This window comes from bacterium, from assembly GCA_030646995.1.
Taxonomy (GTDB): domain Bacteria; phylum Patescibacteriota; class Minisyncoccia; order UBA6257; family WO2-44-18; genus JAUSKF01.
Window position 1 is genome coordinate 48,197 of the sequence record JAUSKF010000004.1, and the last position, 26,639, is coordinate 74,835.

Below are 26,639 nucleotides of genomic sequence, written 5' to 3' on the forward strand. Positions count from 1 at the left end.
AGGCAGTTCTTGCCTAGCTTCTAGGAGAAAACCAGAATGGCAATGCCAAGGAGTCTACTGCTGGTGCGCCACGGAGAATCGGAAGGTAACGTCGCAAAAAAATTATCTGAAAAACGCGACCACAGTCTATTCACGGAAGCGTTTATGAAACGCCACAGCTCCACTTTCCGCCTTACAAACAAAGGCAGGAAGCAGGCAGAAATGGCCGGCGATTGGATTCGCAAGAACGTTGGCTTAGAATTCGACCGATGTTACACATCCGTATATCTACGCGCGATTGAAACAGCTTGCATCCTGCAACTTCCGTTCGCGGAATGGCGAGCAGAGATTTTTCTCCGCGAAAGGGACTGGGGCGATCTCGATGTAGTTTCTCAAGAAGAAAAGGAGACTAAATATAAAGAGATTATGGAGGCGCGGAAATCAGATGGAATATTCTGGCGGCCACCAAACGGCGAGTCTATGTCGAACCTCTGCATTAGGGTAGATCGAGTTATTCAAACGATGGCTCGTGAATGTAGCGGCAAAAATGTGATTGTAGTCTGCCACGGGGAGACAATGAGGGCTTTCCGAATCATCTTGGAAAGAATGTCGCCTTGGGAATATGCCCGCCTTGATGCCTCGACCGATAAAAAAGACCGCATTCTCAACTGCCAAATCCTACAATATACCCGAGAAGATCGAGTGTTTAGCACGAACCCCGCCATCGGCGGGGCCACTAAAAAATCCAAAAAGCTTCTCCCCCACTTCACCTGGATGCGCTCCGTCTGCCCGACCAATACCGCCTTATCGAGTAATATCTGGACACCCATCCAAAGAAAAAAATACAGCAACAGTGATCTTTGGGAAATCGCCGAACAGACAAAAAGAATGATTGAATAAAAAAACCCGCTAAACGCGGGATTTTTGTTTTTCCATTCTTTCGTTAATTGTTGGCTTAACTTTCACGGCCAACCGCAACTTAATCAAAGCCCAGATAACTACCCAAGAGGGATCAAATTCACTCTTGAGAAATCCAAGCTTGGGCGAATTCTGATCATGATGATGATTGTTGTGCCACCCTTCTCCGGCACCCCACAATCCCAGCCACCAAACATTGGTAGCCGTATTATCAAAATTTTTATACCCACGCGTATGGCCAATGCTATTGATGGCCGCAGCAGTTCTCAAATAAAGGTAGAGTTGGGCCACGAAAGCGAGGCCACCCGCCAGAACGCCCCACCAGCCGTAAAGCAAACCGAATGCCGACATTGAAGCAACAAATCCGATAGCTACGCCAAGCGGTCCATTTTCCAAAAGAACATCCGCTTTCGTTTTCGGAATGCCCCAGCAATACTCCTCCACCAATTGCGCGTTGTTAGCCGCCTCGGTGTAATACTTTTCATGCGTCCAGAAAAGACGCCAAAGACCAATTAGTACCGGGCTATGGGGATCTCCTTCAACGTCAGTAAAACGGTGATGCTTGCGATGTACTGCCACCCAGCTTCTCATCGCCTGCCAGGTAAACAACCAGAGCCAAACCCTCATCATAAATGCCACAGCCGAATTCAATTTGATTCCTTGATGAGTCATAGCCCGATGCAAATAGATAGAAGTGAGTAGGCCGTCCATCTGATGAGCAACCAAAACATAGCAGATCGCTGCGATGAAAAGATTCATCTCGGCCTCCTCTTACCCCTCAACGTCTGTCAAAGAATCTGGCTTCAGGGTAGCACTAAAGCATGCTCCGACACCAGAACGAGCGCCAATCTTCTCCAACATCGTCTTCGCCAAACAAAGCGCTACTCAATAAACTTAATTTGCGAACAACTAGCTCCAGTATCAAAAGAACGGCTGGACGATGCAGCGCTCGGCTAGGTGCGGAGCTCCCCCATATCCAACTGATAATCAAAATTAATCTGCGCGGCGAATTCCTTCATGTGACTGACTACAATCATCGCGCCATCATATTTACTCAATGCTTCGGCGATGACCGGCAGATGACGGAAATTAATATGGTTAGTCGGCTCATCTAAAATCAATAATCCCGGCCTCTGCAGAACGAAGCGGGCGAAAGAAAGGAGCCCTTTCTGACCCTCCGACAACGAACCAACTTTATTTTTCAGAAGATCATCAGTCAAAAGAAAATTCGCCGCTGCCGAACGCAAAGACTCTTCCGATCCCCCTTCCATAACATCCGCCAGAGATTTATAAACCGTCTGCTCAAAATCCAAGCCGGCAAAATCCTGCTGATAGTATCCGATTTTCACACCATCGCTAATTGAAGCCCCTTTAGCTTTTCCGGAAGCAATCAGCTGCAAAAAAGTACTCTTACCGATTCCGTTCGGACCTTTTAAAAGTAATTTGTTTTTCCGCTTCAAAATGACATTAACCTTTTTTTGAGTCGGCTTGTGATTTTCCATCACCGTCACGGCTTTAATCTCGGCAATCTTCCATTCCGGCAATTCGGAATCTATGAAAGTCTGTACCGGAATCGCAAAATTCCGAATTGTTTTGTCTTCCTGTCTCATATCCACCAGTTGGGATTCCAGTTCTTCTATCGCCTCTCCCATCTTGCGGGCCACATCACGCATCTTGCCTCCTTTCTGGGCGAAAAAATTGAATTGTTCTTTGCGATTAGTAATATCCCGCTCCAAACGAACGTTGGCCTGACGCTCCCTTTCAATCCGACGGGCGATTTCCGCCACCACATCCAAATAATCACCGACATACTGCTCCATTTTTCTGGTAAAAGAATCCAGATATAAAACCCCATGCGTAAATGCATTTAAAAATTTCGCGTCGTGAGAAATAACAATGCAAGTCTTTTCATAATCCACCAAAAACTTCGTTAATCGCTCAATGCCCTCTTTGTCGAGATTGTTAGTCGGCTCATCGAGCAACAAAATATCCGGATTTTGAATCAACGCAAAGGCCAACAATAAACGCGCCTGTTGGCCGCCGGAAAATTCCCGGACTTTCTTTTTTTCATCGAACTTCAAATTCACCACATTCAAGATTTTCTTTACCTTCGGCTCAATATCATAAACCTTCTCCTGAAATGCCTTTTCGAAAAATTGAATTACCGTCAAATCCAACTGATCACGAGGAATTACCTGCTTAGCAGTAGCAATAGTCGCGCCGTCTTTTATATTAATTGCGCCTTCTTCCGGCTCCACCTCTCCGGAAATCATTTTGAAAATGGTACTTTTTCCGGCGCCGTTCTGCCCCATTAAAGTCATTTTGGCTCCTTCCCGTATGCTAAAATCCACCTCATCCAAAAGAGTCTTGGCGGCTGTGAATCCGAAAGTAACTTTATTAAACCTTAAAACCACATCTCCGTGGTCGTAGTTTTTAGCCTCTTTTTGCGGTTGTTTAGCTTCCTTCTCCTTAGCCATATGTTTGGAAATGATATCATAATTGCCTTATTTTGTCCCGTCGCGCCAATTTTAAATATAAAGAAGGCGGGATCCCGCGCAGCGGGATAAAAAAACCCCCGAATTCGGGGGGTATTCTATTTCAGTGGAACGACTACGGCGGAGTAGTTCGGCCGGGGCAGCTTTTTCTGAGCCGCCTTCACCAAAGCCTCCGCAGACTTTTCGGGATCACAACATTCACGAACGATGCGGGAAATCTCGGAGATATCTAAAACCGAAAAAAGATTGGAATTTCCGGAAACCAGATAGAGGTCTTGGTCGTCAATCATCTCCCAATCGATCTTCGGCCGCGTGAATCCACTTTCCAGCACTTGCTGGGCAGGAGGACGAATCTTTATCAAACTGCTTTCACCATCCACCCGGACCCGCAATAGCTTAGCTTCGTCAGCAGCAGCAAACCAAATCCCATCGCCGGAAACCAAGAAGCATACGAAATTTTCAATACGCCGGCCGCTTTCCATCAAGACGTCATAGCCCTCCTGAAACGCCGAAATCTGCGACCTGGTGGAATTCAACACTCTTAGAAACCGTCCGGTGAATTCGGTGACCAAACAGCTCGCTTCCTGAATTCCCGGATCAGCTTCCTCATAGAAGACCCCGAACACCCATCCAGGCCGGTAAAAATCTCCAATCACATCGCCGGGCGACATCAACGAATCATCGCCACGCGACCGGAGAAAGCCTACAACTCTTTTCATTGCAAGCTCCTTATTCTAATGAACCGATGGTTATATTACCAACTCTCCAGAAGAACGTCAAATATTCGCAATAGTGCTATAATTACCTTAATGATTGGAGAAATACTTTTAGTTTTAGCGGTGTTCGCCCTATTCGCAATCGGACTATTAGGCACGGTGCTACCGATATTGCCGGGGGTGCCACTAGCATGGCTTGGTTTATTTATTTACGCCTACGTGAAACATTTCGAACCGATTTCCCTGACTACCATCCTAGTCTCCCTTGGTCTAACCATCCTTACTCTGATTACCGACATAATCGCTCCGCTGATTGGAGCCAAGCGATATCACGCTACCAAATATGGAGTAGTGGGCTCTTCGTTGGGTTTGCTGTTTGGAATATTCGCCCTCGGACCGCTGGGAGTAATCGTTGGTCCATTCTTGGGAGCGCTAATCGGAGAAGTTGCCGCGGGAAGAAAATCGAAGGACGCGATCCACTCCGCTATGGGAACCTTTCTCGGGTTCCTCGCCGGCTCACTGATTAAATTGATAGTCATTTTCGTAATGCTGGGATTTTTCATCGTTGCCTTGTTCTAGAAGAGTAATCGCTAATAATGCTAATTAAAGATTTAATATTGCGAATGGGCTTAAATACTCATTATTTGCATTATTTGCCAAAATTCGTATTATTAGCGAAAACTAACTATGTTAATTGACGACGTTACAATCAAAATCGCCGCTGGGCATGGAGGCAAAGGTGCCGTGGCTTTTGATAAAAATAAATTAGCCCTCGGCCCGGCCGGAGGCAGTGGAGGCAAAGGAGGTAGCATCTTTTTTCAGGGCGTGGCCGACATCGGAGCACTGCGTCATTTTCGTTTCAGAAAAGTAGTAGAAGCAGAAAACGGCCAAGAGGGTCGCGGTCAATATCGCGACGGCCAAGATGGGCAGGATTTGGTCTTAAAAGTCCCCGCCGGCACAGTCATCCACAATCTCGCGACCGGAGCACACACGGAGGTCACAAAAATTGGGGAGAAGATTTTAATCGCGCAAGGGGGCAAAGGAGGCAAGGGCAACTTTCAATTCCGCTCCCCTCGCGATACCAGCCCAGTCAGATTCCAATCTGGACTACCGGGAGATGAATTTCCTGTACGGCTAGAGCTCAAACTGATTGCCGGTGTTGGTTTAGTTGGCCTGCCGAATGCCGGTAAGTCCAGCTTGATAAATGAATTAACGGCCGCGAATAGTAAGGTGGCCAATTACCCCTTCACCACACTGGAGCCAAGTTTGGGCGCTTATTATGACCTAATTATCGCTGACATTCCGGGACTAATCGAAGGAGCATCGGGCGGCAAAGGCCTAGGAATAAAATTCCTTCGCCACGTAGAGCGCACGCAGACGATTTTCCATTTAGTTTCCGCCGAATCAGCGAATGTAGCCAAAGATTACAAAATTATCCGCGGTGAGCTGGGAGAATACAACCAAGAATTACTGGAAAAGAAAGAATATGTTTTCCTTACAAAAAGCGACATGCTGGATGCCGCCGGATTGAAGAAAAAACTCGCCACCCTGAAAAAACTAAATAAAAACGCCATCGCCATTTCTATCCACGACTCCGACAGCCTCGAGAAAGTAAAGAAAATCTTAAACAAGCTCATCGACGCGAAGAAATCTTAGGTATTTGACAAAAAAACTAGCTAGAGTATGATAAACGAGTTCGTAGGTTTCTCAGTCAAGTTAAGTCTTCTGAGTGGTCGCCCTATGAAAATTAATTAAATTACACATGGCAAAGAAATTGTATGTTGGTAACTTGCCTTACAGCGCTAACGACGAATCTCTAAAGGAGATGTTCGCAGCTGCTGGCAGCGTAGAGTCCGCTACCATTATCATGGATCGCGCCACTGGCCGGTCAAAGGGCTTCGGTTTCGTCGAGATGACGAATGACGAGGAAGCTACTAAAGCTATTGAAATGTTCAATGGCAAAGATATGGGTGGTCGCGCTCTCACTGTTAACGAGGCACGTCCAATGGAGCCCCGCGCTCCTCGCGAGTCCCGCTACTAAGCGCGACTTACACAAAAACCGCTCTCGATTTATCGGAGCGGTTTTTGGTTGCAGAACACCCTACATCTTTCGGCCAGACAGCTTCTCGGAAACAGAATAACTTTTCTCCTGCGGAAAAGTTTTCTTCGCTCTCGGCGGTTGTTCGTTCGATTATATAAACGAACGAACCAAGCCCAACCGCCTCCGAGATGTTCCTCAAACCAATCTGACCGAAAGATGGGTACTTCCGTCGACGGAAGTAATAAATTTAGCCTCGCTTTTATTTTATTCGCGTTCCCATGCCCCAACATCCCCAAATATGACTGCCGGGATTGCTCATTTGGATTCTCTTTCAATCTCCGGAACATTTTCCACTTTGTGACGAAGCGAATAACCCTATGATCCGGGAAATGCACCCAGCCGAGAAAATCCACTCCCGAAACAAGGGTCTTCAGAAATAACTTGTCTTTGTGAATGAATAATTTGAGATTCTCCTCAAGGAAATCCTGAATTTTCGGGATTATTTCCACAAGTCGTTCCTTGTCCGGAGACAAAAACACAAAGTCATCGGCGTATCTTACGTAATGTCGGGCTTTGAGTTTATGCTTCACGAACTGGTCAAATTGATTCATATAAACATTAGCGAATAACTGGGAAGTGAGATTGCCGAGGGGCAGACCAAAACCCGGCTTGGTGGAGAAACTACTTATGACATTCTCTAACAGCCAAATTATTTTCTGGTCGGGAATATATGCCTTCAGAATTTTGAGAAGAATCTGATGATTAATGCTGTCAAAAAACTTTTTGATATCACACTTTAATACCCAGCAGGTTTTGGTGTGATTTTTGCTAACTTTATATGCTATCGCTCGGAAACGATTAAGCGCTCGATGGGTTCCCTTTTTGATCCGGCAGGAAAACGAATCGGCAAAGAAAGTTTTATCAAAAAATGGATAAAGCAATCGGTGAATGGCGTGATGAACGAGACGATCGCGAACTTCCGCCTTGTGAATGATGCGTGGTTTGGGGTCGGCGATTCGGAATTGATAATAGCCGCCGTGACGGTATCTTTGACTTGCCAACTCCCCGTGAAGCGATAGAATGTTATCCATAAGATTGAAACCGAATTCCTGCACATCCTTTTTACCTCGCTTCCCCTTCAAGAATTCCTGCCAAGCAACCAAAAGATTTTCAATAGAAATTATATCCTCAAAACTATGACGGAATTGAATTCTACCTATAACGCCCCCCCCCCAGCCGATTTTTCCGTTGTTGCATAAAATAAAAGATGCTTACGCGCTTTGGTATTCCTACTACCAGATTCTACCAAAAACCCACCGCTACTCGCTCGGCCAGAAAATTGACTCTCTTTTTGTAGAAATTATAGAAACCGTGGCTGCTGCCGGCTTTATCGCCAAGGAAAAGAAGCTGGCATATTTAAGTTTGGCGATTATGAAAGTAGATACGCTAAAAGTTTTGATGATGGTTCTCTGGGAGAATAAATCGCTGAACGATAAAAAATATATTCAAATATCTTTTAAAATAAGCGAACTAGGAAAAATGCTTGGCGGCTGGCTGGGAAAGATTCAGAAACAAAACTCTCCCCGCTAAAAAGCGGGGAGAGAAATAGATAGATTTGCGACGACCGAACACCCAGACGTTGTCGGGATTCCAGAAGTTGTCAGCGTTGCCGTTGTTCGCGTTGAGCCAATGCTCATCGCTATTATGCTCCACGTTGAACACGTTCGGGTTGCCGTTCGAGTCAGTTATATATAAGAGGCTGCCTATGCCACCGCCCATTGAATACTCTCTGGGTTGTATCGAATTCCGTACCTAAAGTACGATAGCCTCTTATACCAAGTATCTCTATTTTTTTAGAGTTCTGCGCGCGCCACTCTATCTCCAACCTTGATCAGAAACACACTCGACACGCGGATACTGGATTCGGCAGCAAGGAACCTTAGTCCCCCGCGTATTCGCCTAATACCAAAATTATATTAACATACGCTAAAAACAAAAACCCCCGCGCTCGAAAGCGCGGGGACAAAGAGTCAAAGGGCCAGGTCAAAAGTTCCAAGGACTAAGAGCTACTTGCGACGACCGAACACCCAGACGTCGTCGGGATCCCAGAAGCGGCCAGCGTCGCCGTCGCTCGCGTGGAGCCAATGCCCACCGCCATCCGGCTCCACGCAGAACACGAACGGGTAGCCGCTCGAGTCAGAAATCGGCTCCATTCCGACCAGAATCCATTCCCCGTAAGGCTGGTCCTGGTATTGGAGGCGGAGCTGGGGGCCGACTTCGGCAGGGCAGCGATCCAAGCCAAGCTCTTTGGCTTCGGCGTAGATCTGCTCGCGAGTGCCGCCACTGGGAAGTCCCAGTTGGGCGACCGTCATCTTGACCAGATCGATCTCTATCTCCTTGGGGTTGACCGAGATCTTTTTCAGAATGTCGTTGCCCCAGTCAGAGACCCGGTTTTTCTTGCCGATGATGGCCTTTCGGAGAGCCTCCGGAGACGGATGCGTTCCCAGCTTGAGGGTCTTCCAGACAGGAAGAGCGGAAGAGCATCGAATCGGCTTGATCTCGCCAACCCTGGCAATCGCCTGGTCGATTCGGTCGCAGAACTGCTGAAGTCCGGTGATTTTTTCACCGAGCTCAGAACGAAGCACCTCCAAATCATTCTTGTGTGCCTGCTTCGCTTCCGAAAGCTGGTTTTCCAACTCTCCGATTTTCTTCACCTCTTCCTTGGCCTCCTCGCAAACTTTCGTCAAATCCCCACTCAAGTCGACGTCTTCTTCAGACTTCTTTTTTCCGCTCACCGGAGCTCTCCTGAATTGGGTTATCAATTTTTATCCGCCGAATAGCGGATTTGTGAACTGCCGTAAATATAGCAGAGTTGAGGCTATTTGTCAACCCCAACCTTTGGCCCTCCTTAGGGGGCAACGGGGGGGGATATTGACTTAGTCCAAATGGAACGCTATAATGGGGATACTAAACGTGAAGGGCATCCTATATGGGTGCCCTTCGTTTTTTATTCCATTTTTATACGCTCTCTAAGATATTCGAAGTCCCTGAAATCACTGCCTGCAAACTGCTTGATTTCTTTAGCAGTCCTCGCTCCTCTACCTAAAACCACAACCTCTTTCTTCTCAGATCGAAGATGTTTCAATACGGGAAGGAAGTCTCCATCGCCTGACAAAACAAGAACTCTATCAAAATTGTCTTTTTCTCTCATTAAGTGAAAGGCCATATCCACATCACAATTAGCTTTTCTTTTTGTGGAACCGTCATCTTGGTTATATAGCTTTACTGGTTTAAGAAAAAGTTTGTATCCGAACTTCTCAAGACGAATATAGAATTTAACTCTTTGAAGATGTCTACTGATTAAAGCGAGCTGCGCTTCATTGAGCTTCCTGTCTTTGTTCTCGGGTAGCTGTCTCAAATACTTCTCTAGCTCTTTTAGAGGAACGGTCTCATTGGATTGGTAATCATATGGAAATTCATAAATTTCCACGCCGCCAAAATAAAAAACCGTATCTACTCCATATTTTTCTTTTAGATACTCAAGGAGTTTTTTGTAGTCTATTTTCCAACCTAAACTCTTTTCGCCGCCATAAAAAAGATTGGATGCATCCACAAAACCATATGCTTTCATGCGTCTATTTTATAATAAAAGCTCGCAATAAAAAAGCCCTCATGAAGCTAGCTTCATGAGGGCGCCCAAGTGTCCAAGGGCCTAAGACTTGCGGACGGCGAGGAAACGATAGCTGCCGTACCAATCGCTGCCGAACCAGTAGAGATTGAGCTTCCGAACGTCGAACCAGTACAGATACGGCACGCGGCGGTTGCCGAACGAGCCCCGCCAAGGATTCCCGAGCCCGACGATCGGATATTGCTTGTGCTCGTCGGGATGGGCCATCTGGTAGTGGAGGAGCGTCTTCAGGGAGGCCGGTTCGAAGCCGTCACGCTTCATCTCGGCGACCACGTTGTCGGAATTCATGTCCCGACTGAAGTGATACATCTTGCACTCCAGCGTTTCCGTGCCGTCCGTCTTCTCCTGATTGAAATGCTTTTCCGTGATGTCGGAGTTGACGTAGCTAAACCCGGCTTCGCCGATGAGCTGAGAGATGGACTTTCCGTAGTTCACGATCAAGGAATTGTCCGGAGGCTTTCCGGATTTCGCGCGACCGAACTTGTCGATCACTGCCTGAATCTTCTCGGCCGTCGCTTTCGCGCTGGCCGCCACCTGCTCCATCTCCGACTTGGCTTCCTGAAGAACCTGCTCAGCTTCCTGCGACATCGTGTCTAGCTTGCCCTTGAGATCCTTATTGATCTCTTCCAAAGCAGCAATCACCGGGTCCCACATGTTCTGGCTGTTCTCCACTGCCTCCTCCACGTCGGAAGACTTCTTTTCTTCGCTCACGGCAATCTCCTTGAATTGGGTTTTCAGTTATTTTCCGCTTAATTGCGGACTTCAGAACTGCGGTAAATGTAGCACACTTTAGGCCTATTTGTCAAGAAGTCTGTTTAAGCACGCTAAAACCTCCTCAACGTCAACACCGCCTTCTCTAATAGACGTAAAATCTATGATTGTTTCCCAGCCCTCTTCTTGTTTCTTTGACTCTAAAAATTTAGCCATTTGTCCTTTGGAATACCGGACTGCGCAATCATACCCTTGAAAGTTCGAGGTTTAAAAGTTTTTGATGAATGAAACGGTACGCAAACTTGCATCAATTTTCCCTCATAGACTCCGGTGAAAAAATGATGACTCCCCTCCGTATGATTCAGGCGAAAACCGTGCTCTTTTAAAAACTCTACAACATCATGAAACGTCCAATTAAAAACCTTTCTAGGCATGCACCAAGCTACGGTTACTCATGCTGCCAAAAGTAAACACGTTTGACGGCACATCTTCTTTATTAGACTTTTTTACCTCCAATGAGTTCCACATATTTTCATATTCGGAATCAGTTTTTTGATTCAAAATATGATTGATTCGAGCTTTGGCCTTTTTAGCTGATTTTAAATATCCACGGGTGGCTTCAAGCAAAAGGAACAGAGCCTCATCGGGCGTGTCGCCCGATTCCACAATATTAAATTCCAAACCAACGCCATACCAAACACCCTCTTCGCGAAAGATTATATACCTTAAAGACCCTTTTTGCAGAGTATTTTGATGTAGTTTAGTCATTGACTGTTAGTTTAATTTTAACAGAGGGAGGGGGAGGGGTCAATCAGCTACCAAGCCCTACATCTGCCTTATTTCCTCCACTATCTTATCCAACCCAATCGCGCGGGAACCTTTTATCAATATCAAATCCCCTTTTTTCAATAAATCCTGCACCGGAATCCTTGCTTCATCTGCGAAGTCGAAAGTAAAAATATTTTTCCTAGCCAGCCCGGCTTTCTGCGCGGCATCGGCAATAAACTTCGCTCTCGGCCCAACAGTTATGATAATATCAAAAACTTTTTCGGCTAACCGACCGACGTTCTCATGAGCTTCAATTGCATACTTTCCAATCTCCAACATATCTCCCAGCACCGCTATTTTTCTTAGTGCCTTAAAATCTTTCATCGTATCAATGGCGGCGTGCATTGAAAGCGGAGAGGCGTTATAGCTATCATCAAAAATTAAAGTATCTTTTATTCCTTTAATAATTCTACCGCGACGCTGTGGCACCTGATAATAAGCCAAGGCCTCCGAGATACGCACAAGATTCATACCGAAAGAAAATCCTACTGCTGCTGCTGCGGCGGCGGCATAAGCCTGAGCCCTACCAAAGGCTCCATCAAGACGAACCGGCACGAAACTGCCTCCATATTCCAATTTAAAAGTAAGACCGACAGGATGGCCGTCTTCCATTCTGTTTTCAAAATTAGTAATCCGCACTTCGGCGCCACTCGCAAAACCAAAAGTAATCACGTGAGCGCGAGTCTTCTCCCTCATTTCATATACCGCCTCATCATCAAAATTCAGAACTGAAAAACCGATAGCCGGCAAAGCTTCAACCAATCTGGCTTTTTCCCGCGCCACCGCATCGGGCCCGCTATAAAACTCAACGTGCACAGGAATATCGCCGATTGCCGTCACCACTCCGATCTGCGGCCGGGCCATCTCCAAAAGATATTTCAAATCGCCGGGCTTATCGGCTCCGTACTCCAATACCAAAATTTCCGGATAAGAGCCGCGAATCACTAGCCTCATCAAAGAGGAAAGAATCACTTTAATCCAGAAAAAAATACCCCCCGATTTTTCCCAAGTTCCTAAAATTGTGAGCGGCAAACCAAATTCATTATTAAAATTTCCGGTTGAGGCCCGAACTTTCCGGATTGAGCGTAGGGTCGTCAAAATCGCTTCTTTGGTAGAAGTCTTCCCTACGGTACCGGTAATGCCCACAATTCCCGGCTGATACTTACGTAAAGTCCATCGCACCAGCAACCTCAAAATCCCCCTCAATTGATTGCGTAAAAATGATCGCATTAGTTTTTATCGGCCAAATCGTCTGCCGGAATATTATAGTAGTTTAGTATAAATTGAGCTAATTCCCTAAAAGCGGGCACCACGGTAGAGCCAGCAAGGCTCGCGCCTTTGGGTTTATCAATTTTCATCAGAATTGAAAACTTCGGATCAGAGGCCGGCCCAAATCCGACATAGCTATGAATATATTGGTCGCCGTATCCTCCCCTCTTAAAATCCGGAACCTGCGCAGTACCGGTTTTGCCGGCAATTTCATATCCATTAATTCTGGCAATCTCGGCCTTGTCTACGGCGGAGACCATCATCGCAGTAACCAAATCAGCGGACTCTTTGGAAATTACATCATTCATTTTTTCGGCCGGCAAACCCTTGACGATGTGGGGCCGCATTAACTCTCCATCGTTAGCGATAGCAGAAACAGCGTTAATCAACTGCATGGGCGTTACCGAAACACCCTGACCGAAAGCGGCGGTAGCAAAATTGATATCCCGAGTGGCAGTTTTCAAATTAGTCAGTTTGCCCGATAATTCGCCGGGCAAAGTAATGCCGGTAGGATCATCAAAGCCAAACTTCAAAAGATAATTATAAAATATATCATGGCCGGTCTTTTTTTCCGCGAAAGATGCTCCGGTATTAATAGACTGCTCGATAACTTCGGTCATAGTGACATTGCCATGAGCTTTGCCGTCCCAGTTTTTAATTGTCTTCCCATTCAGAGTCAGGGAACCGCTGTCGTAAAATTTCGTAGTCGGAGTAATTTTGCCAGAATCAATTCCGGCCGCCATCGTCAACACCTTGAACACCGAACCGGGCTCATACACGCCCTGAATCGCCGGATTAGTGAAAGACCGAATCGGGTAATCAGCATATGCGTTAGGATCAAAATTCTCGAAACTTCCCATAGCTAGAATCTCTCCGGTCTTAGGCACCTGCACAATCACTGTGCCACCCTCTGCTCCATGTTTATCAATTAAAGCTTTTAGAATCTTTTCGGCCTGCGCCTGAATGTTTCGGTCGATGGTCAAGTAGACATCATCGCGGCCTAAAGAATCTTCGTAATAGGCTTCTACACCATAACGGCCCGTCAGGGCCCCATCTTCACTGCCCTGACCCACGAAACCAAGAACTTGAGATGCCAGATTAGCGAAAGGGTAGAATCGGAAATATTCACTGTCGATGTAAATACCCTTGAGGCCCAATGCCCGAACCTTTGACACCTGTTCGTTGGTTGCCTTGGAAGATAATAATTCATATTGATCGTTCGGCGTGGAAGGCTTCAGGTGAATTTTGCCGGCCGCAATATTCAAAATCGACGACAGGGCATTGGCTGCTTCATCGGGATCTTCCACGTCTTTCGGCACGGCAAAAATCACCGGAAATTGTCGGTTAAAAACCGCCGGAATCTCATTACCGCTTTTATCCGTAAAATAAATAGTGCCCCGAGTGGAATTTAAATAAGAAACACCCCGCGATTGCGAAACGGCTTTGGCGGCATAAATACTCCCCTTCTTAATCTGTAAATTATAGATATTCAGGATCAGCGCGGAATAAGTGAAAAATATTGAGGCGGTAATCAGCCATAATCTCCAAGTTTTCATCGCTGCGCTAAATACTCCGGCTTGCGCTCCTTTATCAATCCTAATTTTCCGGCCAGAACATCAGCGTTTTCTATATCCAACGCCAAATAAAGCTGATTTTTCAAATCGGCGTTCTCTGCCCGCACAATCTCTGTTTTTTTATGATTTTCTTTTAAAGAATAATTCAACTGCACGCTCTGATTATAAGCAAAAATACTTAAACCCGCTTCAAATAAAACCAAACCCATAAGCAAATAGGCTACTATTTTAGATTTAAAACTATTTTTATTTGGTTCAATGATTGTCATATGATTTGTGCGGCCCGTATCTTGGCCGAGCGAGAGCGTGGATTACTCCTCACCTCTTCGTCGCTGGCCTCAACCGGTTTTTTGGTCAGAATTTTCAATTTCTCTTCCTTGGCATAATCACGGAAATAATTTTTGACTATCTTGTCTTCCAAAGAATGGAACGAAATTATCGCGACTCGCCCGCCGGATTTAACTATCTTGAACAAATCCTTCAAAACTTTTTCCAGATTGCCCAGCTCGTTGTTGGCATAAATGCGCAGCGCTTGGAAAGTACGGGTCGCGGGATGAATTCTTCCATGCTCATAATTTCCTGGCACTGCTGATTTCACCGCCTCCGCTAAATCGAAGGTGGTGTTAATTCCCCGTCGGTGAATGATCTCTTTGATTACTCGGGCGATTCTCCCCGAAAATTTCTCTCCTCCCAAATCCCGAATGATTCCTGCTAACTCTTTCTCGGTCAGCTCTTTTAAAATCGTGCGGACGGGATTTTGATTGATGTCATAAACCATCGCCAACGGTTCATTGATCTGAAAGCTGAAGCCCTTGCCACCGCCAAGCTGCTCGGAAGAGAAACCTAAATCAAGAAGAAGACCATCGGCTTTGCCCAGTTTTTTGGCTTTCAAAATCTCCACAAGGTCGGCGTAATTTTCTCCGGTCTTTTCCCAATCAATGGCCAGTAGCCTCCCTCCGCCGGCTGGCGGACCAATCCGTTCCTGAATCGCCCGACTATGACCACCGGCTCCGAAGGTTCCGTCAATGAAAAATTCTCCCGGCTTCGGTTCGAGAAATTTCAGAACTTCATTTAAAAGAACGGGCACGTGACCACCGACTGACGACTTATGACTGGCGACTGAAGGACTTGTCGTTAGTTGTTTGTCGTAAGTCATTTGTTAAATTCCGAGCTCTCCCAACTTTTCGGCTATGTCGTCGGAAGAGGCTTCGGTTTTAGATTTGTAGGACTTCCAGTTTGCTTCATCCCAAATTTCAATTCGGTCGTAGAGTCCGGCAAAAATCGCCTGCTTTTTTAGCGATGCATAAATTCGCAAATATTCCGGAATCAGAATTCTTCCCTGATTATCAAATTCCACTTCACTCGCGCCGGCGAGCATCAAACGAGCAAACGCCCGAGAGTCGGATTTCATAAAAGACATAGCCGCAATCTTGGCAGTTAATTTTTCCCAGCTCTCTTTCGTGAATACAAATAAACAATGATCAAGTCCACGCGCGATAATTGCTCCATCGCCAAGCTTCGGCCGAAATTTAGCGGGTAAAGCTACTCGCCCCTTAGTATCTAAGCTATGTGTGTATTCTCCAATGAACATTTTTTATATTTTTTAAGCTCGTTTAAGCTTAATTACTCTCCTATCAGTTGTCCCCAGATTCGGCGGTTATCCCCACCTTTATCCACTTTTCACCACTACCAACTAAATATAGCTTAAAGTGAGCTCATGCAAAACCCACTTTATCCCCAAAAGTTAATCACGACTTTTTAGGCATTGAAAAAGAACCAATTAAGCATTAGATTAAATAAATCTTGCGCCCTTAGCTCAGTGGTAGAGCGTTCCATTCACATTGGAAAGGCCGTTGGTCCGATTCCAACAGGGCGCACAATAAAAAAATCCGCCCGGTTAGGGGCGGGGGCTATCAACTGATGAACTTTCGTGCACTGCGAATCCACGGCCTTTTTTCTCTGTGTCCATTCTGACAAGACGAAAGATTGACGAGCAATTTCTTAGCCAGCATGTCCACGGGTGTCGCCAGGAAACGCTTCAAAATATTAAGACGATTTTGCAGATGAAGACTGCGACCTTCCGGCAACGGCTCGGGGGTAATCATCAAATTTGATCCCCGATTCGTCGCAGAGTGATCCCGCAAAGCTTTACGCATTTCATGGGATCGAGCGTAAACCTTCATTCCTCTTCGATTCGCCCAGCCTTTCTTGAGAACTGATCCTTCGCCGGGAAACTGCAGCATCCGTTTCTCCTTAATTTGAAACCGAAAAGATTATAAATCAAAAAGACCCCACAGTCAAGGGGGTCTTTTTGATAGAATTTATTTCAATTCCACAGTCGCGCCGGCAGCTTCCAACTTTTTCTTCAAGTCTTCGGCTTCCTCTTTCTTCATTCCGGCTTTCACAACTTTCGGGGCGGCATCTACGATGTCCTTAGCTTCTTTCAAGCCAAGACCTGTGACTTCGCGGATAACCTTGATGACCTGGATTTTCTGGCCACCACCCACAGTCAACATGACATCCCAAGCGGTTTTCTCTTCCGCTTCGGCGCCACCTGCTCCACCACCTACTCCGGCAGCGGCCGGCATCGAGGCAGAAACTCCGAACTTCTCTTCCATTGCTTTTACTAACTCAGCAAGCTCGGTAACTTTCATATCGCCAATCTTAGTGAGTAAATCTTGATATTTTTCCATTGTTTTGTTTATTTATTATTTCGACTTTTTTATTGACTAGCTGGGGCTGGCTCAACCGCAGGGGCTCCGCCAGTTGGCGGATGGACTGCTTCCGAAGCTGGCACTACAGACGTTTCCGCTGAAGATTCAACGGGGGCTGGAACGCTAGCCACAGGAGCTTTATCCGCCGAGGCGGAGGCTTTCTTTGCTAACTCGCCAAGCATGTACATGAACGCGCGAAGCGGACCTGTAATACCACTAATCACCATCGAAAGCAGAACCTCGCGGCCCGGCAATTTGGCGATTACAGCAAACTCTTCTACGGAAACGGCTTGCTTGTTCGCTAAGTCATAAGCCCCCAAGACGATAAAATTTTTCTTGGTTCTGGCCAACTCTTTAGCAAACTTGTGAATCGTAGCCGCGATAGAACTCAAATCTTCAGGAATAAAGAAGGTGCCGACTTGGGTTTTAAATTGCAAAGGATCAAACGCCACTCCCATTTCTTTCAGGGTGATGTTCAATAAACGCTTTTTGAAAACCTTGAAGGACGCGCCAACTTTCTTCGCCTCGATCTTGATTCTGCGGATGGAAGCGGTGTCTACGCCGGTAAAATCAGCAAATACCAAAGTCTTGCTCCCCTTCACCATCTCTGCGCTCTTATCTATGTGCTGTTTTTTCTGCGCTTTAGTTAACATTTATTTTTTGAACGAAGTGAAATGAATCACTCCGCTATCTAGCATTTCGACCTTTTTTATTTTTGTAATTCAGGCCTCCGCTAACAAAAATGGACCTTTACGGTCCACAGGTGAATTCAGTAACTAGTAACTAGAAAATAGTAACTAGAACTTGGATTTCCTAGGCGGGACTTGTTTCGCTTTTTCGCGAATGCCCACCGTCTGCGGATTACGAATAATATACTCCACCTCCTCACAAAAGTCAACGTCGCTATTCAGTCATTGCGAGCGAAGCGCGGCAATCTTACGATAGTGCTATTTATAAATAACATCAGTGTAAGATTACTTCATTTCACTCGTAATGACGGATAGAGTAAGTGCCTCGCGATGACATATAAAAAAATCCCCGTGTTTAACGCGTTGAACACGGGGATTTGAAATTCTAGTGAACGACTGCCGTACTGGGAGCTCGATCGCAAATCATCTTGGCCAGATGAGGCACGTCGCCAAGCTTCATCTTGCCGTTCTTGCCAACCTCGACAGCCTCTCCGAGAAGCGTCCAGCCTTCCTCCTCGGAAACCTTGTCCTTATCCTGGATCTTGCTGAACATCGTCAGATGACTTTGCGGAGCCATGACCTTCGCCTCCGGAATCTCTTCTTTTGGACTGGGCTTCGGACTCATCAGGTACCTGTAGTAGGCCCCGCCAGCCATGAAGAGACCCACGAAGACGTTGCTGGCCAGGAGGAGAGCCGATGCGGCGAAAACATAATGCAACGGCTGGATCATCCCCATCTGATGCAATTTCCACACGGAACTCGGCAGGCTGGCAAGCGGAGTCTCTGCAAGAGCAATCCAGGGAACGCTCGAGGAAGTGGTGAGCGCAGCCGTAACGAGACAATATAGGTAAAAGACCATCGCGCCAAACACGACACCCCCATCAGAGCCCTCATCCTTCGCGACTTTGATGGAGGCGAACGGAAAGATCGCGATTGATCCGCGATTGCGGATTGCCCACTTCCCCACCGCGATCGGCACGGTAATCGGCAACTTCAGGATAGAACCGAGATTCCACAGGATCAGCATCGGAAGCTGGACGAGAGCCACATAAGCTCCCGACCCGATCACCTGCAAGATCGCCATCGGCACCATCAGCGGGTACACCACCAGCTTGACCGGGAACAGCGCGGACGAACCGAGAAACTTCAGCATTGCCTTTCTCCCTAAATCAAACTTGTTTGATCGGGCGATCAATCCGCAATGGATTAATCTAGCCTTTCGAGGGACTGGCGGTATAATAAACAAAAAACTCCGCAAAGTCAATAGCGGAGCTACTCATAGTTTTTCGGATTCACGAAAATTCGGAAAGCAATTAAAGCGGCAATGATGCCCATTACTACCAACAAACTCCACGGCGGATTCAGAAACCAGACCAGCAGAAGCCCTGTAACCATGATTGCCAACGGCACGAATCGGATCATCGCGATCGCCTCCAGAGAACTAATATAAATCTAAGCCTTCCCCCGCTCCTGGTCAATTTTCTTATGATGCCCACTCACGAGAACCTTGGGGACGCGCCAGATTTTTGACTTACGACCAACGACAGCCTTGAATTCCTCGGGGCGAGTGTAGACTTCATACGAGCCTTTTATTTCTTCCAGAGATTCCATTTTTCCCAATACTCCTTGGATTTGGCGAGAGACGGCGTCTAGCAAAACCAGCGCCGGCAACTCCCCTCCCGACAACACATAATCCCCGATAGAAATTTCTTCATCTGCCACATATTTCGCCACTCGTTCATCTACGCCTTCATAGCGACCGCAGATTAAAATCAGCTGGTCGTATTTAGATAATCTTTTCGCGATTGTGTTATCAAACTTCTTCCCGCGGGTACTAAAAAGAATTGTCCTAACTTTCGGCTTCTTCCCCCGCTTCCCCATACTTAATACTTGATACTTAATACTTGATACTGCTTTGTAGATTGGCTCCACCTTCATCACCATCCCCGGCCCACCGCCGTAAACCTTATCGTCTACTTTATTGTGCTTATCGGTAGCGTAGTCGCGGATATTATGCGCCTGAATTTTAATAAGGCCTTTTTCTTGAGCGCGCTTAATAATGGACTCGGAAATATAGGAGTCAAAAATTTTCGGGAAAATTGTGAGAATGTGGAATTTCATATGGAGTAATCGCGAATAATGCTAATTAAAGATTTAATAATGCGAATAAGCTCATGGTACTGCGGATCCGGGAAAACTAAAACCCCGCAATAATCGGGGTTTTAGTTATGTAAGATCCGCCAGCTGGCGGACTACTCTTTTTCCTGACGTTCACGAGGAACGTGAGTGGAACCTTCCGGCTCTTCAATTTTTAAGTTCACGCGGGCATTATTCTTAATGCCAACGATTCTCAAAAGAGAGCGGATGGCCTTGGCGGTAGCGCCTTCGCGGCCGACTACCTGACCCATGTCCTGGAGATGTACTTTCAAAGAAAGTAGAACTCCCATTTCATCTACCGTGCGCTTCACCACGACATCATCGGGATGATCAACGATAGATTTGACAAGGTATTCCAAGAACTCAAGATCTGTAGATTTTTCTGCCATTTCTTTCTATTCAGAATTTTATTTACGCGACCTTTTCTGCGGGGGCTTCAGCGGCTGGATCTGCGGCGGCCGGAGCTTTATCCGCCGAGGCGGGAGCTGCTGGAGCAGCTGCGGCGGGTCCGCCAGCTGGCGGATTCGCATCCCCTTCTTTCTTCTTCGGCTGGCTATGAACTGCAATCTTTTTTCCGGAAAGAATCCCGGCGGTAATCAGCAAATTGTAGACGGTGTCGGTCGGCTTAGCGCCGGTTTTCATCCAATATTCCACTCGGTCTTTCTTAATTTCAGATTTATCCGTGCGGGGATTGTACCAGCCCAAATCTTCAACGTGCCTACCAAAAAGCTTGTGGCGCTTTTCATCCACAATAAGGCGGAAGCTCGCTTGGTGCTTCTTGCCAATCCGTTTTAGCTTTAACATCAACATTGATAGATATTCTATATCAGTCTGAGGACAAAGTCAAAGGGCTACGGGAATAGCCCCTCGGAAACGGCATAATTTGCTTCCGGCGAGCAAATTTGCCTCTCCCTCGCTTCGCCACTATTAAGACCAAGCTGGCGAAGCTCCGGCATGTTCCTCGAAACTATTCCCTTCGCTCTTTTTAAGAGTAAGGCTAGACAGCTTTAAGGAACATCTCGGAGGCGGTTGTGCTTGGCTCGTTCGTTATGTCCGAACGAACAGCCGCCGAGAGAGAAGGAAACTTTTCCGCAGGAGAAAAGTTATTCTGCTTCCAAGAAGCTGTCTGGCCGAGCCATTGACTTGAAAATACTGTAGGCGTACTTTTAAGGCAGCTACTTTTCAAGGAAAAGCCGATGAAAAGCTTCATTGCTCTACTCGTTTCCGCGACTGCGATTTTTGCCTATCCCGACGAAGAAGTCAAAGAGGAAGCAAAGGCTCCTAACATCGAAGGCTGGACGGTTTCCGATGCGGATCCGCCCAAGCACGGCTTCCAGGCCGTGCGTATGAGCAAGACCGGCACCGCCCTGAAGCCCGACGATGCACGCCAGCCCGTGATGGAAAGTGTTTTTTATGAAGACCCGGATAACCCCGGCGAATACGGCGGCATCTACCGCTCCAAGAACGATAGGGGTGAATGGGTGACCTTCGCTAAGGTCTGGGGCATCAAAAAAGTTGAAGGTAAATATATGCAGGATGAAGACAGGGACGGCAACGGCGTACCCGACGGCAACGGCGAGATGAACTATGCAGTTCTCGACGAAAACGGGAAATGGGTTCCCGGCTTGCCCGGAAAAACCATCATGGCCTGGAAGACCGTCTGGAACGACTCGGATACGAAAGACTATCCAGTCGGTTTCAGCTACTGCCTGTGTTATGAAGATGAAGGCGACGCCAGCGGTCTCTTTATGAAGACCGGAAATGTCTGGATTGAAAAGCCGGAAGCCGAAAAAGACGAAGAGTAAAACCAAAACCCCTCTCATGAGGGGCTTTTTGTTGTTTTCAAATTAACCAAAGCGAAGGAAATAGCTTCGAGGAACATGCCGGAGTTTCGCCAGCTGGGTCTTTCAGAAGTGGCGAAACGAGGGAGAGGCAAATTGAGCCGCTGGAGCTCAATTATGCCGTTTCCGAGGAACTATTCCCGGAGCCCTATTCTAGTTTTAATGAAAGCACCCGCGAAGTCCCATCATCTCCCATAGTCACACCATACATCACGCTGGCGGCTTCCATTGTGGCGCGGTTATGAGTAACCAATAAGAACTGGGTTTTTTCGGAAAAAGTTTTAATTAAGTCGGAGAAGCGGCGAGCGTTGCGTTCATCAAGCGGCGCATCTATTTCATCAAGCACCAGAAATGGCGGGGGGCTGACCGAGATAAGAGCAAAAAGCGCGGCGATAGAAACCAAACTCTTTTCTCCGCCCGAGAGCATTTCCAAACTACTGATTTTCTTACGGGGAATGCTGACGTGCACCTCCAAGCCACCATGGTCTACTTTGTGACCCGCATCTTCGTCCTCACTGGGAACCTCATCGCCCGGAGTCGCATTTTCCATATTAACCTCATCAGAAACTTCCGGCTTCGGCTCATCCTTTACCAATTTCAAGCTAGCCTTCCCGCCTCCGAACATCAGTTTAAAATACCTATCAAATTCATCGTTAATTGACGACATCGCTCTATCAAATTCGGTATGAATTTTCTCATCCAAATCATTAATCAAAACTCCCAAGTCATCGGAAGCTTTATCCAAATCCGCCATTTGGGTAGACAAGAAATTATGTCGCGCCTCAGTATCTTGGGCTTCTTTTACCAAAGCCGGATCCAAATCCCCTATTCCGGCCAACTCGGCCCGCAACTTAAACATCTTCTTCTCTAATTCCGCTAATCCGCCTCCGCCAACCAGGGCGGATGACGGACTCCCACCCACCAATTCCTTCGCAGAGAAATCACTCAACTTACGACCGGCCTGCGCCGCCAAATTATGCAATTCTTGCCGCCGAATAGTTATCCTTTCCCTATCAAAAAGCAGTCTATTTTTCTCATTTTCCAACTTCTGAATCTCATCTTTCTTTGCCTCCACTAATTCAAAAGCCTTCTTAAACACCGCGTTAAACCCGCGCAAATCTTCTGCTAACTTATCTTCCATGCCGGTCAACTGACCAAGCTCGGCATCCACTGCCGCCAAATCGGAAAATAATTTTTCTTTAGACTTTTCCAATTCTTTTACCTTTCCTTCGCGATTATCTGAACCAACGGAAAGTACACGCTCAATCTTATCTGAAAGCTCGCGCAAAATTGATTTCAAGCCCACTAGGTCGTCCTCTACTAGGGCTTCACCAATCTTTTCCCTCGTTTCTTCAAGCAGTTTCACCGCTTCGGCAGCCTTCATCTCCGACTTTGGCTGATTCACCAAAAATTCCATCTGCGCCTCCAAACGGCCGATGTCTTTTTGAAAAATAGACTTCTTAAAGAGAAAATCTGCCTGCTTCTTTTTAAAATCCTGAAAATTCTGGTCCCCTTTCGGGCCTGATTTATCGACTTTCGCCAACTCGCCCTGCACGTCTTTTAGTTCTCGTCGTTTGTCGTTGGTCTCTTTGTCTAAGCCGTTAAGTTGCGGCTCCAAATCTTTTAAATCCTTTTCTATATCAAATAAACGACCGCCGAAATAAATGGCCTCCAGGTCGTGGAGTTCTTTTTCCACATCTGCCTGCTTCTCCCACTTGGCGGCCTGACGACGGAGTAAACGTAAATGCGGGGTTAACTCATCAATCATCGCTTTCACTTTTTCCAAATTAAATTTAGTAGAAACTAGTTTCCGTTCCGCCTCATGCTTTTTTAATTGGAACTGGCGCAATCCCAAAACCTCCTCAATCATCGCGCGGCGTTCCTTCGGAGTAGCGCGCACAAAAATATCGCTATTGCCCTGATTTACTATAGTAAGGCCACGGGTTCCAAGACGGGCTTTGGCAAAAAAATCTATGATATCTTTCAGGCGAACCGAGGCTTCATTTAAAAAATATTCCGAATCACCTCCGCGGCTGACTTTGCGGGTGATGGAAACTTCATCATAATCCACGGGAAAGAAATGATCGCTGTTTTCAAAAATCATTGTTGCCTGCGCCATACCCATGCGCGGCTTCTGTGGCGTGCCCGCGAAAATAAGATCTTCAGATTTAGTGCCGCGGATATTTTTCGCGTCACGCTCTCCTAGGAGCCAACGAATCGCATCAATCACGTTAGATTTACCCGAACCATTCGGGCCGACAATGGCCGTAATTCCTGCCGGAAAATCCAAAACCGTCTTTTGGGCAAAAGACTTAAAACCGACTAGTTCTAGCCGCTTCAACTGCATTGCTATTATTTTAACTAAAAAAGCCGCGTATTGCTACGCGGCTTCATATTTTTACGTCGGATTAGCACAACCGGCAATCACTGCATCAATTTCATCACCGGTCAGAACCTTCTTTTCCAGTAGTTCGGCAACCAACGCGTCGCGCTGACGCAAATTATCCTTAACAATCTGCTGGGCGCGCTCAAAGGCATCATCCAGAATCTTTTTAATCTCTTCGTCCACAATCTGAGCAAAAGCATCAGAACAGCTTAGATTGTTGGAGGACGCTCCCAAGAAATCACTACGCTGGGCAATCACCGCCAAACCAATGCGCTCGCTCATTCCGAATTCACAGACCATACGACGAGCAAGGTCAGTGGCCATTTTACGATCCTGATGATCACCAATACAAGATTTTCCGTACTTAGCAATCTCTCCGGCTTTTCCGCCAAAGAGCATGTCGAGCATATTTTTGAAGTATTGCAGGTGAGCGCGGGTCATCTGATTTTCTTCCATAACCAGTCCGGTATAACCACCGGCTTTAGCTCGCGGAAGATTTGTAACTTTGCGCACAGAAATCTTGTGATGTCTCGCAACGATTGTATGTCCGATCTCATGATGGGTCACCAATTCCAAATCATCATCTGTCATCTCCCGACTCTTTTTAATCGGGCCCCAAGCGACTCGGTCAATCGCTTCGTCAAACTCCTTCATTCCGATCTCGTCTTTTTTGGCCCGAATAGCCATGAATGCGGCTTCATTCGCAACCGCTTCCAACTTGGCGCCGGAATGATTAGGAGTCCACTTCGCGACTTGCATAAGGTCAACTTCTGGAGCCTTGGGTTTATTTCTGGTATGAATCTTCAAGATTAATTCGCGGGCCTTCAAGTCAGGCAAATCAATACTGATTTCCCTATCCAAGCGGCCAGGCCTCTTCACCGCTTCATCCAGATTTTCCGGACGATTAGTGGCGGCAATCACCAGAACACGTTCGTCGGTTTTGAATCCGTCCATCTCATCCAGCAGCGCCGTTACAGTCTGGGCTTTTTCGTCATTTCCACCCGGACCAGGCATCCGCTGCGATGCAACCGCGTCAAACTCATCGAAAAAAATAATTGATGGGGCATGAGCGCGAGCCATGGCGAATGTTTCACGAATACGCATTGCGCCGACACCAACGAAAACCTGCACAAAATCCGAACCGCTCAAAGCATAGAAGGAGGCGCCGCATTCACCGGCCATAGCTTTAGCCATCAGGGTCTTGCCGACTCCGGGAGAACCCGTGAGCAAAATACCGCGCGGAGCCTTCGCTCCAAACTTCCGGTAAATTTCCGGGCGCTTCAAGGCATCAATCGCTTCCTGCGTTTCCTCAATCGCCTCATCGCAACCGGCAACATCAGAGAATCTTTCTTTCCGAGCCTTACTGGTCAAATTTCCTACACTAAGCATTGCCTTCTGCCGTCTAGAATTGAACCAGAAAAAGAAAACTATTAGCAAAACCAAAATCCCCCAAGAAGCAAAGAATTGCAAAGCATACACCCACCATTCAGTACCAAGGGGCTTGGCAGTCAGCTTCACGTTTTTGGCCAGCGCTATGGCTTCCAGCTTCTCGACGTCGGCGACTTGAGTATGGAAAAGTTTATTGCTGGAAAATTTTCCAGCGACCACTCCGGTGTTTCGATCGATGTTCATTTCTTTCACCGAACCACTGTCAATTTCCTTATACAACTCATCAATCGTGATGGCCTTGTCTTCAACATTCGGACCGCCGAAGAATCGATCATAGGCTCCGATTATCAACAAAGAGATAATAAAAATCATCAACAGCCGAAAAGAAGGAGGGCGAAATTTAGGGGAACGACCCGGCGGAATTCCCTGCTGATTGGCAGGCATGCGTACACCTCTCTTAATTTCAAAGAGCTGAAAACTAGCCCAAGTAAAGCAATAATTTACTAGTCGAGCAAGGACAAAGCCTCTTTCGCGGCATCTGCTTCCGCCTCTTGTTTAGACTGGCCGGTGCCTTTAGCAATCATTTTTTCCCCGAAATAAACTCCCACAGTAAATACCTTCGCATGATCCGGTCCGATTTCCGACAATACTTTATAAACCGGCGTGACTCGCTTGGTTTCCTGCACTTTTTCCTGAAGCTTGCTCTTCGGATCCTTATAAGACCCGGCCCGTAAAACTTCTTCCAAATGCTCTAAAACAAATTTATTTACAAAGCTGTTTGCTACATCCTGTCCGCCATCAAGGTATATCGCGCCAATCAACGCCTCCATCGCGTTCGCCAGAATAACCTCACGCGCTTTTCCGCCATCTCTTGCCTCTCCACGGGAAAGCAAAACAAATTTCTCCAAGCCTATATCTCCGGCAATCCGAGCCATCATCACATAATTCACTAAAGCGGCTCGATAACTCGTGAGCGCTCCTTCTTTCTGCTCCGGAAAACGCTTGTACAATTCTTCGGTAACCGATAATTCTAAAACCGCATCTCCCAAAAATTCCAATCGCTCATTGTCCGGCACATCCCACTTAGGATTTTCATTCAAATAAGAACGGTGAGTTACCGCCTCTTTCAAAAGGTTTTTTTCTTCAAACTTATAACCGATTACTTTTTCTAATTTAGATAACTCCATTTGTTTGGAGTTATTAAGTAACTAAGTAATTTCGTCATTCAACCGCCAAATAACCAA

Annotated in this window: 30 protein-coding genes and 1 tRNA gene; 7 read left to right on the forward strand and 24 right to left on the reverse strand. The window is 46.7% G+C overall.

The annotated features are described in order from the left end of the window. Positions 1 to 36: 36 nt before the first annotated feature. A complete protein-coding gene (locus Q7S83_01790; protein ID MDO8466851.1) occupies positions 37 to 879 on the forward strand; it encodes a phosphoglycerate mutase family protein in 843 nt (280 codons plus the stop codon). 9 nt (positions 880 to 888) lie between these two features. On the opposite strand, the gene Q7S83_01795 is transcribed toward Q7S83_01790, so the two are convergent. The 3 genes from Q7S83_01795 to Q7S83_01805 form a co-directional block, all read right to left on the reverse strand. Then, on the reverse strand, positions 889 to 1,656 hold the full coding sequence (locus Q7S83_01795; protein ID MDO8466852.1) for a fatty acid desaturase: 768 nt from the start codon (positions 1,654 to 1,656) through the stop codon (positions 889 to 891). 194 nt (positions 1,657 to 1,850) lie between these two features. Then, positions 1,851 to 3,374 carry an ATP-binding cassette domain-containing protein gene (locus tag Q7S83_01800; protein MDO8466853.1) on the reverse strand — a complete coding sequence of 508 codons (1,524 nt, stop codon included), beginning with the start codon at positions 3,372 to 3,374 and terminating at the stop codon, positions 1,851 to 1,853. A gap of 116 nt (positions 3,375 to 3,490) precedes the next feature. Beyond that, a complete protein-coding gene (locus Q7S83_01805; protein ID MDO8466854.1) occupies positions 3,491 to 4,111 on the reverse strand; it encodes a hypothetical protein in 621 nt (206 codons plus the stop codon). A 90-nt stretch (positions 4,112 to 4,201) separates the two neighbouring features. Between Q7S83_01805 and Q7S83_01810 the strand changes: the two genes are divergently transcribed. The 3 genes from Q7S83_01810 to Q7S83_01820 all read left to right on the forward strand — a co-directional run bounded on the left by Q7S83_01810 (position 4,202) and on the right by Q7S83_01820 (position 6,149). Beyond that, positions 4,202 to 4,687, forward strand: coding sequence for a DUF456 domain-containing protein (locus tag Q7S83_01810; GenBank protein ID MDO8466855.1), 486 nt, complete (start codon positions 4,202 to 4,204; stop codon positions 4,685 to 4,687). 108 nt (positions 4,688 to 4,795) lie between these two features. After that, a complete protein-coding gene (gene obgE / locus Q7S83_01815; GenBank protein ID MDO8466856.1) occupies positions 4,796 to 5,764 on the forward strand; it encodes a GTPase ObgE in 969 nt (322 codons plus the stop codon). A gap of 106 nt (positions 5,765 to 5,870) precedes the next feature. Then, positions 5,871 to 6,149, forward strand: coding sequence for an RNA-binding protein (locus Q7S83_01820; protein MDO8466857.1), 279 nt, complete (start codon positions 5,871 to 5,873; stop codon positions 6,147 to 6,149). Positions 6,150 to 6,178: 29 nt separating this feature from the next. Here Q7S83_01820 and Q7S83_01825 read toward each other — a convergent pair whose 3' ends face one another. Then, positions 6,179 to 7,312 carry a reverse transcriptase/maturase family protein gene (locus Q7S83_01825; GenBank protein ID MDO8466858.1) on the reverse strand — a complete coding sequence of 378 codons (1,134 nt, stop codon included), beginning with the start codon at positions 7,310 to 7,312 and terminating at the stop codon, positions 6,179 to 6,181. Between the two features lie 85 nt (positions 7,313 to 7,397). On the opposite strand from Q7S83_01825, the gene Q7S83_01830 reads away from it, so the two are divergent. Continuing rightward, positions 7,398 to 7,739 (forward strand): four helix bundle protein, encoded by a 342-nt coding sequence (locus Q7S83_01830; protein ID MDO8466859.1) that lies wholly within the window; start codon positions 7,398 to 7,400, stop codon positions 7,737 to 7,739. 476 nt (positions 7,740 to 8,215) lie between these two features. Here Q7S83_01830 and Q7S83_01835 read toward each other — a convergent pair whose 3' ends face one another. From Q7S83_01835 to mraZ, 9 genes are all read right to left on the reverse strand, one after another. Further along, the gene (locus tag Q7S83_01835) at positions 8,216 to 8,944 is read right to left on the reverse strand and encodes a hypothetical protein (protein MDO8466860.1); all 729 of its coding nucleotides are present in this window, start codon (positions 8,942 to 8,944) and stop codon (positions 8,216 to 8,218) included. Positions 8,945 to 9,156: 212 nt separating this feature from the next. Continuing rightward, positions 9,157 to 9,780, reverse strand: coding sequence for an NYN domain-containing protein (locus Q7S83_01840; GenBank protein MDO8466861.1), 624 nt, complete (start codon positions 9,778 to 9,780; stop codon positions 9,157 to 9,159). Between the two features lie 81 nt (positions 9,781 to 9,861). Further along, a complete protein-coding gene (locus tag Q7S83_01845; protein MDO8466862.1) occupies positions 9,862 to 10,548 on the reverse strand; it encodes a hypothetical protein in 687 nt (228 codons plus the stop codon). 426 nt (positions 10,549 to 10,974) lie between these two features. After that, positions 10,975 to 11,316, reverse strand: a complete 342-nt coding sequence (locus Q7S83_01850; GenBank protein ID MDO8466863.1) for a hypothetical protein — start codon at positions 11,314 to 11,316, stop codon at positions 10,975 to 10,977. Between the two features lie 57 nt (positions 11,317 to 11,373). After that, positions 11,374 to 12,606: a UDP-N-acetylmuramoyl-tripeptide--D-alanyl-D-alanine ligase gene (murF, locus tag Q7S83_01855; protein MDO8466864.1), complete on the reverse strand. Its 1,233-nt coding sequence runs from the start codon at positions 12,604 to 12,606 to the stop codon at positions 11,374 to 11,376. Next, on the reverse strand, positions 12,606 to 14,201 hold the full coding sequence (locus tag Q7S83_01860) for a penicillin-binding protein 2 (protein ID MDO8466865.1): 1,596 nt from the start codon (positions 14,199 to 14,201) through the stop codon (positions 12,606 to 12,608). Before Q7S83_01860 ends, murF begins: the two co-directional genes overlap by 1 nt. Then, positions 14,198 to 14,488 carry a hypothetical protein gene (locus tag Q7S83_01865; protein MDO8466866.1) on the reverse strand — a complete coding sequence of 97 codons (291 nt, stop codon included), beginning with the start codon at positions 14,486 to 14,488 and terminating at the stop codon, positions 14,198 to 14,200. Before Q7S83_01865 ends, Q7S83_01860 begins: the two co-directional genes overlap by 4 nt. After that, positions 14,485 to 15,375 carry a 16S rRNA (cytosine(1402)-N(4))-methyltransferase RsmH gene (gene rsmH, locus Q7S83_01870; protein MDO8466867.1) on the reverse strand — a complete coding sequence of 297 codons (891 nt, stop codon included), beginning with the start codon at positions 15,373 to 15,375 and terminating at the stop codon, positions 14,485 to 14,487. Before rsmH ends, Q7S83_01865 begins: the two co-directional genes overlap by 4 nt. 3 nt (positions 15,376 to 15,378) lie before the next feature. Then, positions 15,379 to 15,810 (reverse strand): division/cell wall cluster transcriptional repressor MraZ, encoded by a 432-nt coding sequence (gene mraZ, locus Q7S83_01875; GenBank protein MDO8466868.1) that lies wholly within the window; start codon positions 15,808 to 15,810, stop codon positions 15,379 to 15,381. A 214-nt stretch (positions 15,811 to 16,024) separates the two neighbouring features. Between mraZ and Q7S83_01880 the strand changes: the two genes are divergently transcribed. Continuing rightward, a tRNA-Val gene (locus Q7S83_01880) sits at positions 16,025 to 16,096 on the forward strand. 36 nt (positions 16,097 to 16,132) lie between these two features. On the opposite strand, the gene Q7S83_01885 is transcribed toward Q7S83_01880, so the two are convergent. The 8 genes from Q7S83_01885 to rpsP form a co-directional block, all read right to left on the reverse strand. Further along, on the reverse strand, positions 16,133 to 16,462 hold the full coding sequence (locus tag Q7S83_01885; GenBank protein ID MDO8466869.1) for a hypothetical protein: 330 nt from the start codon (positions 16,460 to 16,462) through the stop codon (positions 16,133 to 16,135). A gap of 78 nt (positions 16,463 to 16,540) precedes the next feature. Beyond that, the gene (gene rplL, locus Q7S83_01890; protein ID MDO8466870.1) at positions 16,541 to 16,912 is read right to left on the reverse strand and encodes a 50S ribosomal protein L7/L12; all 372 of its coding nucleotides are present in this window, start codon (positions 16,910 to 16,912) and stop codon (positions 16,541 to 16,543) included. Positions 16,913 to 16,941: 29 nt separating this feature from the next. Continuing rightward, positions 16,942 to 17,586: a 50S ribosomal protein L10 gene (rplJ, locus tag Q7S83_01895; protein MDO8466871.1), complete on the reverse strand. Its 645-nt coding sequence runs from the start codon at positions 17,584 to 17,586 to the stop codon at positions 16,942 to 16,944. 421 nt (positions 17,587 to 18,007) lie between these two features. Next, positions 18,008 to 18,886, reverse strand: a complete 879-nt coding sequence (locus Q7S83_01900) for a hypothetical protein (GenBank protein ID MDO8466872.1) — start codon at positions 18,884 to 18,886, stop codon at positions 18,008 to 18,010. An 8-nt stretch (positions 18,887 to 18,894) separates the two neighbouring features. Beyond that, the gene (locus Q7S83_01905; protein MDO8466873.1) at positions 18,895 to 19,044 is read right to left on the reverse strand and encodes a hypothetical protein; all 150 of its coding nucleotides are present in this window, start codon (positions 19,042 to 19,044) and stop codon (positions 18,895 to 18,897) included. Between the two features lie 30 nt (positions 19,045 to 19,074). Then, positions 19,075 to 19,743, reverse strand: a complete 669-nt coding sequence (trmD, locus tag Q7S83_01910) for a tRNA (guanosine(37)-N1)-methyltransferase TrmD (GenBank protein MDO8466874.1) — start codon at positions 19,741 to 19,743, stop codon at positions 19,075 to 19,077. Positions 19,744 to 19,874: 131 nt separating this feature from the next. Next, the gene (locus Q7S83_01915; protein MDO8466875.1) at positions 19,875 to 20,168 is read right to left on the reverse strand and encodes a KH domain-containing protein; all 294 of its coding nucleotides are present in this window, start codon (positions 20,166 to 20,168) and stop codon (positions 19,875 to 19,877) included. A 22-nt stretch (positions 20,169 to 20,190) separates the two neighbouring features. Then, positions 20,191 to 20,589, reverse strand: a complete 399-nt coding sequence (gene rpsP / locus Q7S83_01920) for a 30S ribosomal protein S16 (protein ID MDO8466876.1) — start codon at positions 20,587 to 20,589, stop codon at positions 20,191 to 20,193. Positions 20,590 to 20,975: 386 nt separating this feature from the next. Here rpsP and Q7S83_01925 point away from each other — a divergent pair, with 386 nt between their 5' ends. Continuing rightward, positions 20,976 to 21,584, forward strand: coding sequence for a hypothetical protein (locus Q7S83_01925; GenBank protein ID MDO8466877.1), 609 nt, complete (start codon positions 20,976 to 20,978; stop codon positions 21,582 to 21,584). 184 nt (positions 21,585 to 21,768) lie between these two features. On the opposite strand, the gene Q7S83_01930 is transcribed toward Q7S83_01925, so the two are convergent. From Q7S83_01930 to rnc, 3 genes are read right to left on the reverse strand one after another with little or no spacing between them, the layout of a single operon-like run. Continuing rightward, a complete protein-coding gene (locus Q7S83_01930) occupies positions 21,769 to 23,967 on the reverse strand; it encodes an AAA family ATPase (GenBank protein MDO8466878.1) in 2,199 nt (732 codons plus the stop codon). A 51-nt stretch (positions 23,968 to 24,018) separates the two neighbouring features. Further along, positions 24,019 to 25,839 carry an AAA family ATPase gene (locus Q7S83_01935; GenBank protein MDO8466879.1) on the reverse strand — a complete coding sequence of 607 codons (1,821 nt, stop codon included), beginning with the start codon at positions 25,837 to 25,839 and terminating at the stop codon, positions 24,019 to 24,021. A 59-nt stretch (positions 25,840 to 25,898) separates the two neighbouring features. Beyond that, on the reverse strand, positions 25,899 to 26,582 hold the full coding sequence (gene rnc / locus Q7S83_01940) for a ribonuclease III (GenBank protein ID MDO8466880.1): 684 nt from the start codon (positions 26,580 to 26,582) through the stop codon (positions 25,899 to 25,901). Positions 26,583 to 26,639 lie beyond the last annotated feature (57 nt).

Excerpts from the sequence above, each read along its gene's own strand:
- Q7S83_01790 (MDO8466851.1), top strand. The coding sequence starts at position 37 with ATGGCAATGCCAAGGAGTCTACTGCTGGTGCGCCACGGAGAATCGGAA.
- Q7S83_01795 (MDO8466852.1), bottom strand. The coding sequence starts at position 1,656 with ATGAATCTTTTCATCGCAGCGATCTGCTATGTTTTGGTTGCTCATCAG.
- Q7S83_01800 (MDO8466853.1), bottom strand. The coding sequence starts at position 3,374 with ATGGCTAAGGAGAAGGAAGCTAAACAACCGCAAAAAGAGGCTAAAAAC.
- Q7S83_01805 (MDO8466854.1), bottom strand. The coding sequence starts at position 4,111 with ATGAAAAGAGTTGTAGGCTTTCTCCGGTCGCGTGGCGATGATTCGTTG.
- Q7S83_01810 (MDO8466855.1), top strand. The coding sequence starts at position 4,202 with ATGATTGGAGAAATACTTTTAGTTTTAGCGGTGTTCGCCCTATTCGCA.
- obgE (MDO8466856.1), top strand. The coding sequence starts at position 4,796 with ATGTTAATTGACGACGTTACAATCAAAATCGCCGCTGGGCATGGAGGC.
- Q7S83_01820 (MDO8466857.1), top strand. The coding sequence starts at position 5,871 with ATGGCAAAGAAATTGTATGTTGGTAACTTGCCTTACAGCGCTAACGAC.
- Q7S83_01840 (MDO8466861.1), bottom strand. The coding sequence starts at position 9,780 with ATGAAAGCATATGGTTTTGTGGATGCATCCAATCTTTTTTATGGCGGC.
- Q7S83_01850 (MDO8466863.1), bottom strand. The coding sequence starts at position 11,316 with ATGACTAAACTACATCAAAATACTCTGCAAAAAGGGTCTTTAAGGTAT.
- murF (MDO8466864.1), bottom strand. The coding sequence starts at position 12,606 with ATGCGATCATTTTTACGCAATCAATTGAGGGGGATTTTGAGGTTGCTG.
- Q7S83_01860 (MDO8466865.1), bottom strand. The coding sequence starts at position 14,201 with ATGAAAACTTGGAGATTATGGCTGATTACCGCCTCAATATTTTTCACT.
- Q7S83_01865 (MDO8466866.1), bottom strand. The coding sequence starts at position 14,488 with ATGACAATCATTGAACCAAATAAAAATAGTTTTAAATCTAAAATAGTA.
- rsmH (MDO8466867.1), bottom strand. The coding sequence starts at position 15,375 with ATGACTTACGACAAACAACTAACGACAAGTCCTTCAGTCGCCAGTCAT.
- mraZ (MDO8466868.1), bottom strand. The coding sequence starts at position 15,810 with ATGTTCATTGGAGAATACACACATAGCTTAGATACTAAGGGGCGAGTA.
- Q7S83_01885 (MDO8466869.1), bottom strand. The coding sequence starts at position 16,462 with ATGCTGCAGTTTCCCGGCGAAGGATCAGTTCTCAAGAAAGGCTGGGCG.
- rplL (MDO8466870.1), bottom strand. The coding sequence starts at position 16,912 with ATGGAAAAATATCAAGATTTACTCACTAAGATTGGCGATATGAAAGTT.
- rplJ (MDO8466871.1), bottom strand. The coding sequence starts at position 17,586 with ATGTTAACTAAAGCGCAGAAAAAACAGCACATAGATAAGAGCGCAGAG.
- Q7S83_01905 (MDO8466873.1), bottom strand. The coding sequence starts at position 19,044 with ATGATCCGATTCGTGCCGTTGGCAATCATGGTTACAGGGCTTCTGCTG.
- trmD (MDO8466874.1), bottom strand. The coding sequence starts at position 19,743 with ATGAAATTCCACATTCTCACAATTTTCCCGAAAATTTTTGACTCCTAT.
- Q7S83_01915 (MDO8466875.1), bottom strand. The coding sequence starts at position 20,168 with ATGGCAGAAAAATCTACAGATCTTGAGTTCTTGGAATACCTTGTCAAA.
- rpsP (MDO8466876.1), bottom strand. The coding sequence starts at position 20,589 with ATGTTGATGTTAAAGCTAAAACGGATTGGCAAGAAGCACCAAGCGAGC.
- Q7S83_01925 (MDO8466877.1), top strand. The coding sequence starts at position 20,976 with ATGAAAAGCTTCATTGCTCTACTCGTTTCCGCGACTGCGATTTTTGCC.
- Q7S83_01930 (MDO8466878.1), bottom strand. The coding sequence starts at position 23,967 with ATGCAGTTGAAGCGGCTAGAACTAGTCGGTTTTAAGTCTTTTGCCCAA.
- Q7S83_01935 (MDO8466879.1), bottom strand. The coding sequence starts at position 25,839 with ATGCCTGCCAATCAGCAGGGAATTCCGCCGGGTCGTTCCCCTAAATTT.
- rnc (MDO8466880.1), bottom strand. The coding sequence starts at position 26,582 with ATGGAGTTATCTAAATTAGAAAAAGTAATCGGTTATAAGTTTGAAGAA.